Here is an 11182-nt window from a genome sequence, read left to right on the forward strand (position 1 = left end):
CCGGGGGCTGGCCGATGAACATGTTCTCGAGCATCCGTTCGATGCGCCGGGGCGAGCGGGCGTAGCCGATGAAGTAGGTGCCGAACTCGCCCTTGGCGATATCGCCGAAGGGCATGTTGTCGCGCAGGATCTCCAGCTGCTCGCCGTCTTCGATGATGGTGGTCAGGGCGTTGTGGGCGTTGCTCGGCTTGACAGCGTCGTCCAGCTCGATGTCGGAGAGCTTGTGCCGGCCGATGATCCGTTCCTGCTCGGCCACCGGCAGCGCGTTCCACTGGGCCAGGTCGTGCAGGTACTTCTGCACGATGACATAGCTGCCGGCGACGAAGGGCTCGTCCTCGCCGGCGACGAGGGTGGCGTCCGTCGCGGCCTGGCCGGCCGGGTTCTCCGTCCCGTCGACGAAGCCCAGCAGGTCGCGGGCATCGAAATAGCTGAAGCCGTGTACCTCGTCCGCGGTGCGGACGGCGGCGCCGAGCCGGGCCATGATCTGCGTCTCCAGCTCGAAGCACAGGTCCATGCGCTCGGCGCGGATGTGGAAGAGCAGGTCGCCCGGGGTGGACACCGCGTGGTGCGCGCCCTGGATTTCGCGGAAGGGGTGCAGGTCCCGCGGCCTGGGCAGGCCGAACAGGCGGTCCCAGGCCGCCGAGCCGAAGCCCAGGTTGCAGGACAGTTGCCCCTGCGGGGCGCGGAAGCCGATGGCCCGCAGCAGGCCCGCCAGGTCGGCGCACAGGGCGCGCACCGCGGTTTCGCCGGCCTGGCCGGGGTCGATCGTCAGCACCAGGAAGATGGCGGCCCGGCTGAGCGGGGCGGTGACCGACTGGGGAACGGCTCTGGACACGCGTGGTTCCTCTTGCAGGCTCATTTCAACTGGTAGGATTGGGCGCCGGTGCCGGCGAGCGCGCCGCCGTCGACGATCAGGTATTCCTCGCGGATGGGCCTGCCGGCGAAGTGGCTCTGGAGGATTTCCAGGGTCCCCGCGGCATAGCGGGCCTGGGCGGAAAGCGAGGTGCCGGACATGTGCGGCGTCATGCCGTTGAACGGCATGCTGCGCCAGGGGTGGTCCGCCGGCGCGGGCTGGGGGAACCAGACGTCGCCGGCATAGCCGGCGAGCTGCCCGGAGGCCAGCGCCCGCACCACGGCGTCGCGCTCCACCAGCTTGCCGCGCGCGCAGTCGATCAGGTAGGAACCGCGCTTCATCCGGGCGAGCATGGCGTCGTCCAGCAGCCCCTCGGTGGAAGGGTAGAGCGGCACCTGCAGGTTGACGATGTCGACCGCCGCCACCAGCGAGGCGACGTCGCCGTGGTAGGTCAGCCCCAGCTCCTGCTCGATGGCCGGGGCCAGCCGGTGGCGCTGGGTGTAGTGCAGGTGCAGGTCGAAGGGCTTCAGCCGGCGCAGCACGGCCAGGCCGATGCGCCCCGCGCCTATGGCGCCGAAATGCATGCCCTCCACGTCGTAGCTGCGGGCCACGCAGTCGGCGATGTTCCAGCCGCCGTCGTGGGCGACCTGGTGGGCGGGCAGGTAGTTGCGCACCAGGGACAGCACCATCATCACCACGTGCTCGGCGACGCTGACGCAGTTCGAGCCGGTGACCTCGGCGACGGTGACGTGGGCCGCCGCCGCGGCAGCCAGGTCCACGTGGTCGGAGCCTATGCCGGCGGTGACGGCGAGCTTCAGCCGGCGTGCCTTGGCGATCCGCTCGGCGCTCAGGTAGGCGGGCCAGAACGGCTGGGAAATGACCACCTCGGCGTCGGGCAGGTGGCGCTCGAACACCGAGTCCGGGCCGTCCTTGTCGCTGGTCACGACCAGCTCGTGCCCGGCCTGCTCCAGGTAGGCGCGCAGGCCCAGCTCGCCGGACACGCAGCCCACCAGTTCACCGGGCGTGAAGCCCAGCGGCGGTTGCGGCGACGGCGCCGTCTGGCCGTTGGCATAGACGCCGATGTGCGGAATGTCGCTGCGGGCGTAGCGGGGAGGGTAGCCGGCCAGTGGATCGGGGTAGAGAACGCACAACACCTTTGCCATGGACGGAACCTCCTCTCATCCGGCACCTGCGCGCATGCAGGCAGCCACACTTCCCGCAGGCCAACTATCGGCCCGAGGAAGATGGTTCAGTAAAGTTCAACTTCCTTTTGCACGCCAATGTTGCAGACAGGAAAAGACGGTTTTCTCCGAAAGCGTTCAGCCGATGTCAGTTACTGGCGTCCTTCCGTTATTCAGGAACTCTTCCAGTTTCGGCTTCGACATATCATCGAGAGTGTTTTGTGAACGGGAGGTTGATTCAGGAGAGTCAAGGGTTGGATATATACGATCAGCCATGCCCGGCTCTTTGCCAATGGCAGAGGATATTAAGTTCTTCAACTTCGGAAGCATCGATCCGGGACTCTTCGTCCCATGCAAAGCCGAGAGCAGGCGAGTACGCGAACGGCTCGGGCCGTTTCATCGCCTGGCCGTCCGATCACTGTAGGATTGAAGTAAGCTTCAAGGTCAACGCTTTCCCCGAGGGTGCTGCATGAGAATTGGAGAACTGGCGAAGCTCAGTGGGCTGGCGCCTTCGCGCATTCGCTTCTACGAGGCGAGCGGCCTGATCAACTCGGTCGAGCGCAAGGCCAACGGCTACCGCGACTACGCGCCGGAGACGCTGGTGATCCTGGAGATCATCACCGGCGCCCAGAGCGCGGGCTTCTCGTTGGAGGAGATTCGCCCCTTGCTGCCACTCAACGCCAGTGGCTGGAAGCACGACGAGTTGCTGGAGGGGCTCAAGCGCAAGGTGGGCGAGATCGAGGTGCTGCAGAAGCGCCTGGCGCAGAGCAAGGCGCAGTTGCTCGTGGCCATCGAGAGCATCGAGAACAAGCCCGAAGGGATGCAATGTGCCGACAACACCCAGCGGGTGCTGGACCGTCTGCGCCAGGAAATGGATGTGGCGGCGGAAAAGAAAAGTCAGGCCATGCGGGCCTGACTTCGAGTACCTGCAACTGACGCCGCGGCGTCAGTTCTTGCCGACGAGGGTGTTCAGCGGCCTGGGCGCATAGAGCGCGCTCTGGAACTGCGGAACGTATTCGTACTTCATCATCTTTCCAAGCTTCAACGCCTTGATGTAGGCGGAAAGTTCCCCCTCGCCGAGGATCAGCCGCGCCGAATCCCCGTCAGTGCTGGCTGCATGGCTGAGCTGGCGCGAAACCGCATAGCCATAGGTCAGTTCACCCTTCGGGTCGGTATTGGTGAAACTGTTGGTGACCCACTCTTCATCCTTCGAGAGGGCGGCCAGTTTGTCGGCCTTGAACACGACATCCACTTTTCCGGTCCGGCTATCGACTATGTCGTAGGACACACTGCGCTCGTCTTCCCTGACATCGATGCCTGTGAGCCATTTCGGCAAGTTGTAACCCACTACGCCGCGGACTCTTGCCAATTCGGTATTCACCGGAAGTTTGAGCACATAGCCCCAATAGTCCCTGGACAGCGACTGGCCGATCAGCGTGATGGGGCCGAGGTTGGACTTGCCGGGCTTGTTGGTGATGATGGAAAGCGCGACTTCGTTATAACTGTCGTTGTCGCAGTAATGGTAGGAATAAGCGGTAAACGCCACCAGGCCCCGCCCGGGCCATACCTGCAGCGGCTGCACCTGTTCCAGCACCCTGGCCGGCATCAGTTCCTTCAACTTCGCCAGGTCCGCCGTATAGACGGCGGTGACCCTGCTGTTCCTGTAGTAGAAGTTCGGCGAGTAGGATTCGAAGCCTATGTCCACCTTCGTCTTGGCAAGCCCCTTGAACCAGCTCAGGTCGACATCCGGCGCCTCGGCGGCGATGACCGAGAGGGGCGGGTTGGACCGGTAGCGGTCATACAGCCCGCCCTTCACCACGGGGACTGCATGGCCGGCGATGTCGATGAGGGTGGTCTCCGGCTGGCTGTTCGTCGCTGTAGCGTCAGCCCAGGCAGAGGCTGTGACGAAAAGTCCGGCTATTGCGGCAACACTTCCGAGTTTCACTGTCGAGGGTCTCCAGGGGTGGGCATGAGGCTTGGGGCACGCTGTCCAGCAGCTTGCGGAAGGCACCCTAACCTTCAACTGAACTTCAAGGTCAAGAGGCGAACCTGGAGCTTTTTCCCTGGCGATGCGTGGGGGAGGAGGTGGCCATCGACGCAGTGGAAAAGCCTCTTGACCTTTAAGTTGACTTCAAGGTTACGGTAGCGCAGTCGCCCAACCTGGAGCCCGTGATGACCCCCTTCACTGCGTTGACCCTGCCCAATGGGGCAGTCATTCCCAACCGCCTGGCCAAGGCCGCCATGGAAGAGAACATGGCGGACAGGGACCATGCCCCCTCGGCGGCGCTGATCCGCCTCTATCGTACCTGGGCCGAGGGCGGGGTGGGCCTGATGATCACCGGCAACGTCATGGTCGATCATCGCGCCATGACCGGGCCGGGCGGGGTAGTACTGGAGTCCGGGCGCTTCGGCGAGCGTTTCGGCGCCTGGGCGCAGGCCGCGCGCTCCCACGGTGCCCAGGTGTGGATGCAGATCAACCACCCGGGCCGCCAGATGCCCGCGGCATTGAAGCAGGACACCATCGCCCCCTCGGAGGTGCCCATGGACCTGGGCAACTTCTCCAGGCAGTTCATCCCGCCACGGGCGATGACGGAGAAGGACATCGCCGAAGTCCAGGCACGCTTCGTCAGGACGGCCGTGCTCGCCGAACGCTTCGGCTTCACCGGCGTGCAGGTCCATGCCGCGCACGGCTACCTGCTCAGCCAGTTCCTCTCGCCGATCACCAACAAGCGCACGGACCAGTGGGGTGGTTCGCTGGAGAACCGTGCCCGGCTGCTGCTCGACGTGGTCAGGGAAATCCGCTCGGCCGTGGGCGCCAGCTTCGCCGTGGCGGTGAAGCTCAACTCGGCCGACTTCCAGCGCGGTGGGTTCAGCACGGACGATGCGAAGAAGGTCATCGCGCTGCTCAACCCCCTGGGGGTGGACCTGATCGAGCTGTCCGGCGGCAGCTACGAAGCGCCGGCCATGCACGGCCAGGCCCGCGACGGCCGCACCCTGGCCCGGGAAGCCTATTTCCTGGAGTTCGCCAAGGACATCTCGTCCGTCGCGCGGATGCCGGTCATGGTCACCGGCGGCGTGCGCCGGCTACCGGTGGCGGAGCAGGTGCTGGACAGCGGCATCGACATGGTGGGCATGGGCACAGCGCTGGCCATCGACCCCAATCTGCCGAAGGACTGGCGGGCCGGGCTCGGCAACGCGCCCGTGCTCAGGCCCATCACCTGGAAGAACAAGGTGCTGGCCTCGGTCGGCTACATGGCGATGGTGAAGCACCAGCTGCGCCGCCTGAGCCTCGGCAAGCTGGCCAACCCGGATGTCGCGCCGGCGCTGGCGCTGCTGGAGCAGCAGCTGGATACCCAGGTCCGCAGCTGGCGCTATCGGCGCTGGGTGAGAAGCCTCAGCGCCTGATCCGGGCCCTGGCCGACGCGGCCTCGCGCGCGTCGGCCAGGGCTCAGGCGCCCCGGGGCGCTTGCGCGCGCGAGGTGAGCAAGCCCAGCAGGGCGGCGAGCAGCAGCACCGCCGCACTCGCCACGAAGGTGGCGCGGTAGCCGCTGCCATCGAACAGCAGGCCGCCCAGGGTGGAGCCCAGGGCGATGGACAGCTGGATCACCGCCACCATCAGCCCGCCGCCGGCCTCGGCGTTGCCGGGCAGGGCCCGGGCGATCCAGCTCCACCAGCCGACCGGGGCCGCGGTGGCCAGCAGGCCCCACAGGCCCAGCAGGGCCGCGACGGCGAAGGCCCAGGCGCCGAAGGGGATCAGCGCCAGGGCGATCGCCGCCATCAGCGCCGGCAGGACGATCAGCGGCCCGAACAGGCTCCGCTTCAGCAGCGTGCCGATCAGCAGGGTGCCGATGAGGCCGGCCACGCCGATGACCAGCAGGATCAGCGAGAGCGTGGAGACCTCCAGCCGCGTCACCGTTTCGAGGAAGGGCCGCACGTAGGTGAACAGGGCGAACTGCCCCATGAAGAAGGCCCCGCAGGCGCCCATGCCCAGCGCCACGGCGCGGTTGCCCAGCAGCCTGAAGGGATTGCCGGCGCCCGGCGAGCGCTCCCCGGCTGGAATGGACGGCAGGCTGGCCCACTGCCAGGTGAGGGCCAGCGCCGCCACCGGCACCAGGCAGAAGAAGGCGCCGCGCCAGCCGATGACCGCGCCCAGGTAGCTGCCCAGGGGCGCCGCCACCACGGTGGCCAGGGCGTTGCCGCCATTGAAGATGGCCAGCGCCCGCGGCACCTGCCGGGCGGGCACCAGGCGCATGGCGGTGGCCGCCGACAGCGACCAGAAGCCGCCGATGACCACGCCGATGAGCGCGCGGCCGAGCAGGTAGGCCAGGTAGTTCGTCGCCAGCGCGACCGCGGCGCCGGACAGCGCCATCACCCCGGTCAGCGCCAGCAGCAGCGTCTTGCGGTTGAGGGTGCCGGCCAGCGCGGAGATCGACAGGCTGGTCAGCACCGCGAAGGCGCCGGAGATGGCGATGCCTTGCCCGGCCATGCCTTCGCTGACGCCCAGGTCGGCGGCCATGGGCGTGAGCAGGCTGACGGGCATGAACTCGGAGGCGATCAGCGCGAAGACGCACAGCGACATGGCGAAGACGCCGCTCCAGTAGGCCGGTTGCGTCTGTTGCGGGGTGGCGGCGGTGCCCGCGGGGGCATCGAGGGTGTGGGCTTTCATGGACTTCTTCTGGGGCTGTGGGCGCGCCGGCAATGAAGGGCGTGGCCTTCGCCGGCGGCGGGTGACTTTTTAGTGGATGAATGCTCCCGTAGAAGGGCGGCCATGACTAGCTAATCAATGCTTAAAGCGGCTATAAGCCCACCTAATCAATGCTTCGATCCGTGCGCCAAGCGCGCTAGCGCCTTTGCCGGCGCTCCATCCGCAGCGCGTCGAGCACCAGGGAAAAGGCCGGGGAGGGCTGGCGCCGGCTCGGGTAGTAGAGGTGGTAGCCGGAGAAGGCCGGGCACCAGTCCTCCAGCACCCGCTGCAGGCGCCCTTCGGCGAGGTGGGGGGCGAACTCCTCCTCCGGCAGGTAGGCGATGCCCACGCCGGCGAGCGCGGCGTCGGCCACGTGCACGGTGGTGTTGAACACCAGTTGGCTGTCCACGTGCACCTTCAGCTTCTTGCCCCGCCGCTCGAACTCCCAGGCATCCACGCCGCCATAGGTGGGAAAGCGGATGTTGATGCAGCGGTGCCCCACCAGGTCGCTGGGTGTCCTGGGGATGGGGTTGTCGGCGAAGTAGGACGGCGCCGCCACCACGGCCATGCGCAGGTCGGGGCCGATGGGCACGGCGATCATGTCCCGGTCGAGGGTTTCGCCGAAGCGCACGCCCGCGTCGAAGCGGTCGGCGACTATGTCGCGGAAGCCGTAGTTGATGTCGAACTCGAGGCGGACGTCGGGGTATTCCCGCAGCAGCGGCATCAGCCTGGGCAGCAGCGTCGTCTTCAGGACGTGGTCGCCACAGGTGATGCGCACCGTGCCGCCCGGCTTGTCGCGCAGCTCGGTCAGGGCGTCCAGCTCGGACTCGATTTCGTCGAAGCGGTGGCCGATCGCCTGCAGCAGGCGCTCGCCGGCGGCGGTCAGCGAGACGCTGCGGGTGGTGCGCGTCAGCAGGCGGATCTCCAGCCGCGCCTCCAGCCCGGAGACGACCTGGCTGACGGCGGACTGGGTCACCCCCAGGTGCGCCGCCGCCCGGGTGAAGCTGCCTTCCCGGGCCACCACCACGAAGGCCATGAGGTCGTTGAAGTTGTGCCTGGCCATGCCGCGCTCCGCTGAATCAACTGATTAGCCCAGTTTATAACCGCATTAAGCATTCATTACATAATCAATGGCTCGCGCCTGCGCGAGAATGCCCCCATCCCCTCGCCAGAGGGGTTCTTCAACCAGGGGCGCGCGCCGCCCGCCAACCGAATAGAGAGGGTCCGGTGAAAAGACTCATCGTGTTGCTTGGACTGCTACTCGCTTCGTTCACCGCCATGGGAGCCGATATGTCCAAGGGTGCAGACAACTTCTACAAGAGCGACAAGGTGACGGTGCAGCCGGTCGTCTTCAGGAACCAGTACCAGCTGAACGTGGCGGGCAACCTCTTCCTGCCCAAGGGCCTGGGGGAGGGCGCCACGGCCCCCGCCATCGTCGTCGGCCACCCCATGGGCGCGGTGAAGGAGCAGAGCGCCAACCTGTACGCGCAGAAGCTGGCCGAGCAGGGCTTCGTGACCCTGTCCCTGGACCTGTCCTTCTGGGGCGGCAGCGAGGGCCAGCCACGCAATGCCGTGCTGCCCGACCTGTACGCCGAGGACTTCAGCGCCGCGGTGGACTTCCTGGGCACCCGGCCCTTCGTCGACCGCGAGCGGATCGGCGCGCTGGGCATCTGCGGCAGCGGCAGCTTCGTCATCAGCGCGGCGAAGATCGACCCGCGCATGAAGGCGATCGCCACCGTCAGCATGTACGACATGGGCGCGGCCAACCGCAACGGGCTCAGGCACGGGCAGACGCTGGAGCAGCGCAAGCAGGTGATAGCCGCGGCGGCGCAGCAGCGCTACGTGGAGTTCAGCGGCGGCAAGACGCTGTACACCAGCGGGACCGTGCACGAACTCAGCCCCGACACGCCCGCCATCCAGCGCGAGTTCTACGACTTCTACCGCACCCCGCGCGGCGAGTTCACCCCGGCGGGCGCCTCGCCGGAGCTGACCACCCACCCGACCTTGAGCAGCAACGCCAAGTTCATGAACTTCTACCCGTTCAACGACATCGAGACCATCTCGCCGCGCCCCATGCTGTTCATCACCGGGGCAGAGGCGCACTCCCGGGAGTTCAGCGAAGAGGCCTACCGCCTGGCCGGCGAACCCAAGGAACTGTACATCGTCCCCGGCGCGGGCCACGTCGACCTCTACGACCGCGTGGAGCTGATCCCCTTCGACAAGCTGGGCCGCTTCTTCCGCGACAACCTGAAGTAGCCGCCGGGAGGAGGCCTTGGAGGATCAGGCAAGAAAACCAGCGGAATGGTCTACAGCTTCGATCGGCTCCACCGGGAAAATGAACCTCACGCAATGCAGGAGGATTCTTCAATGCAAGTCAGAGCCTATGGTGCCCGGGCGGGCAACCTGCCCCTGGAGCCGCTTAGCATCACCCGGCGCCTGCCCGGCGCCCACGACGTCCGGATCGACATCGCCTTCTGCGGCATCTGCCACTCGGACCTGCACCAGGTGCGTTCCGAGTGGGAAGGGACGCATTATCCCTGCGTGCCCGGCCACGAGATCGTCGGCCGGGTGGCGGCGGTCGGCGCGCAGGTCACCGCTTTCAGGCCCGGCGACCTGGTCGGCGTGGGCTGCATCGTCGACAGCTGCAAGCACTGCGAGGACTGCGACGCCGGCCTGGAGAACTACTGCGACGGCATGGTCGGCACCTACAACTTCCCGACGCCGGACGCCCCCGGCTGGACCCAGGGGGGCTACTCCCAGGCGATAGTCGTGCATGAGCGCTACGTGCTGCGCATCCGCCATCCCGAGGCGCAACTGGCGGCGGTCGCGCCGCTGCTGTGCGCGGGCATCACCACCTACTCGCCGCTGCGCCACTGGGGCGCCGGGCCGGGCAAGAAGGTCGGCGTGGTCGGCATCGGCGGCCTGGGGCACATGGGGATCAAGCTGGCCCATGCCATGGGTGCCCACGTCGTGGCCTTCACCACCTCGCAGGGCAAACGCGAGGCGGCGCTGCAGCTCGGTGCGGACGAGGTCGTGGTATCGCGTGATGCACAGGCGATGGCGGCCCACGCCAAGAGCTTCGACTTCATCCTGAACACGGTAGCGGCGCCCCATGACCTGGACGCCTTCCTGGTGCTGCTCAAGCGCGACGGCGCCATGACGCTGGTCGGCGCGCCGGCCTCGCCGCATACCTCACCCAACGTCTTCAACCTGATCATGAAGCGCCGCACGCTCGCCGGCTCGATGATCGGCGGCATCCCGCAGACCCAGGAGATGCTCGACTTCTGCGCCGAGCACGGCATCGTCGCGGACATCGAGCTGGTGCGCGTCGAGCAGGTCAACGAAGCCTACGAGCGCATGCTCCGCGGCGAGGTCAAGTACCGCTTCGTGATCGACAACGCCACCCTGGACGGCTGACTTTTCCCGGAGGCCCCATGGAAAGCATCGATCTGCTGGTCCTGCGTACCGCCCGCGACTGGCTTGCCGCCGGCGAACGGGTGCTGCTGGTGACGGTGGCGCGCACCTGGGGCTCGTCGCCACGGCCGGTGGGCTCGATGATGGCGCTGCGCAACGATGGCCGGGTGGCCGGCAGCGTTTCCGGCGGCTGTATCGAGGATGACCTGATCCATCGCTATACCACCGCCTATGGTGGCGACGGCCTGCCGGAAGCCTTGCCGGCCCTCGTGCAGTACGGCATCAGCGCCGATGAAGCCCATCGCTTCGGCCTGCCTTGCGGCGGCACGCTGGAGCTGGTGCTCGAGTTCATGCCGTCCCTGTCGGCGCTGGAGCGGTTGCTCGCACGGCTCGACGCGGGCAGCCTGGCGCGGCGCATCCTGAACCTGAATAGCGGGCAGGTGACCGTCGAAGGCACCTCGACGCCGGAGCAGTTCCTCTTCAACGGCAGGCGCATGGTCAACACCCTGGGGCCCGGCTACCGCATGCTGCTGATCGGGGCGGGCGCGCTGGCCGAGTACGTCGCCACCATGGCGCTGTTCAATGGCTTCAAGGTGACCATCTGCGACCCCAGGGCCCAGTACCTGGACGCCTGGAGCGTGGAGGGGGTGGAGCGGGCCAGGGGCATGCCCGATGACGTGGTCAGGGCGTTCTCGCCCGACCTGCGCACCTGCATCATCGCGCTCAGCCACGACCCCAAGCTCGACGACCTGGCCTTGCTGGAGGCCCTGCAGAGCCCGGCCTTCTACATCGGCGCCATCGGCTCGCGGCGCAACAGCCAGAGCCGGAGAGCGCGGCTGATCGAGCATTTCGGCGAGACGGAGGCGTCGCTGCGCCGCTTGCGCGGGCCGATCGGTATCTACATCGGCAGCAAGACGCCGCCCGAAATAGCGGTCAGCGTCATGGCCGAGGTCCTCGCCGCCAAGAACGACGTGTCGCTGCCCGACGAGCTTTCCGTGTCCCGGGCGAAGCACGCCAGGGATCCGCTGCGGTTCACCCCGGCCCTCTCCC

At 67.1% G+C, this 11182-nt stretch carries 10 protein-coding genes; 5 read left to right on the plus strand and 5 right to left on the minus strand.

Annotation, left to right across the window (positions count from 1 at the left end; translation table 11 throughout):
* Together DK254_RS22065 and DK254_RS22070 are read right to left on the minus strand one after the other, a co-directional pair.
* On the minus strand, positions 1-859 hold an 859-nt coding region (locus DK254_RS22065), incomplete at its 3' end, for a Dyp-type peroxidase (RefSeq protein ID WP_177412104.1).
* Entirely contained in the window at positions 856-2016 is a 1161-nt protein-coding gene (locus DK254_RS22070; RefSeq protein ID WP_109935479.1) for an NAD-dependent formate dehydrogenase, read from the minus strand. The genes DK254_RS22070 and DK254_RS22065, both read right to left, overlap by 4 nt.
* A 487-nt stretch (positions 2017-2503) precedes the next feature.
* On the opposite strand from DK254_RS22070, the gene DK254_RS22075 reads away from it, so the two are divergent.
* Positions 2504-2950, plus strand: coding sequence for a MerR family transcriptional regulator (locus DK254_RS22075; protein WP_109935480.1), 447 nt, complete (start codon positions 2504-2506; stop codon positions 2948-2950).
* 30 nt (positions 2951-2980) lie between these two features.
* Here DK254_RS22075 and DK254_RS22080 read toward each other — a convergent pair whose 3' ends face one another.
* The gene (locus DK254_RS22080; protein WP_109935816.1) at positions 2981-3880 is read right to left on the minus strand and encodes an acetoacetate decarboxylase (ADC); all 900 of its coding nucleotides are present in this window, start codon (positions 3878-3880) and stop codon (positions 2981-2983) included.
* Between the two features lie 326 nt (positions 3881-4206).
* Between DK254_RS22080 and DK254_RS22085 the strand changes: the two genes are divergently transcribed.
* On the plus strand, positions 4207-5439 hold the full coding sequence (locus DK254_RS22085) for an NADH:flavin oxidoreductase/NADH oxidase family protein (RefSeq protein WP_109935481.1): 1233 nt from the start codon (positions 4207-4209) through the stop codon (positions 5437-5439).
* Positions 5440-5482: 43 nt separating this feature from the next.
* Here DK254_RS22085 and DK254_RS22090 read toward each other — a convergent pair whose 3' ends face one another.
* Positions 5483-6700: an MFS transporter gene (locus tag DK254_RS22090; RefSeq protein ID WP_109935482.1), complete on the minus strand. Its 1218-nt coding sequence runs from the start codon at positions 6698-6700 to the stop codon at positions 5483-5485.
* A 175-nt stretch (positions 6701-6875) separates the two neighbouring features.
* Positions 6876-7781, minus strand: a complete 906-nt coding sequence (locus DK254_RS22095) for a LysR family transcriptional regulator (protein WP_109935483.1) — start codon at positions 7779-7781, stop codon at positions 6876-6878.
* Positions 7782-7996: 215 nt separating this feature from the next.
* On the opposite strand from DK254_RS22095, the gene DK254_RS22100 reads away from it, so the two are divergent.
* From DK254_RS22100 to DK254_RS34575, 3 genes are all read left to right on the plus strand, one after another.
* Complete coding sequence (locus tag DK254_RS22100) at positions 7997-8974, plus strand: alpha/beta hydrolase (RefSeq protein WP_371921178.1); 978 nt, start codon at positions 7997-7999, stop codon at positions 8972-8974.
* A gap of 111 nt (positions 8975-9085) precedes the next feature.
* Positions 9086-10135: an NAD(P)-dependent alcohol dehydrogenase gene (locus DK254_RS22105; RefSeq protein ID WP_109935485.1), complete on the plus strand. Its 1050-nt coding sequence runs from the start codon at positions 9086-9088 to the stop codon at positions 10133-10135.
* Positions 10136-10152: 17 nt separating this feature from the next.
* On the plus strand, positions 10153-11182 hold a 1030-nt coding region (locus DK254_RS34575; protein WP_218281432.1), incomplete at its 3' end, for an XdhC family protein.

It is taken from the genome of Pseudomonas sp. RW407 (assembly GCF_003176655.1).
In the GTDB taxonomy this organism is placed as follows: Bacteria; Pseudomonadota; Gammaproteobacteria; order Pseudomonadales; family Pseudomonadaceae; genus Pseudomonas; species Pseudomonas delhiensis.

Coding starts and splice junctions, on each gene's coding strand:
- DK254_RS22070 (WP_109935479.1), bottom strand. CDS start 2,016: ATGGCAAAGGTGTTGTGCGTTCTCTACCCCGATCCACTGGCCGGCTAC.
- DK254_RS22075 (WP_109935480.1), top strand. CDS start 2,504: ATGAGAATTGGAGAACTGGCGAAGCTCAGTGGGCTGGCGCCTTCGCGC.
- DK254_RS22085 (WP_109935481.1), top strand. CDS start 4,207: ATGACCCCCTTCACTGCGTTGACCCTGCCCAATGGGGCAGTCATTCCC.
- DK254_RS22090 (WP_109935482.1), bottom strand. CDS start 6,700: ATGAAAGCCCACACCCTCGATGCCCCCGCGGGCACCGCCGCCACCCCG.
- DK254_RS22095 (WP_109935483.1), bottom strand. CDS start 7,781: ATGGCCAGGCACAACTTCAACGACCTCATGGCCTTCGTGGTGGTGGCC.
- DK254_RS22100 (WP_371921178.1), top strand. CDS start 7,997: ATGGGAGCCGATATGTCCAAGGGTGCAGACAACTTCTACAAGAGCGAC.
- DK254_RS22105 (WP_109935485.1), top strand. CDS start 9,086: ATGCAAGTCAGAGCCTATGGTGCCCGGGCGGGCAACCTGCCCCTGGAG.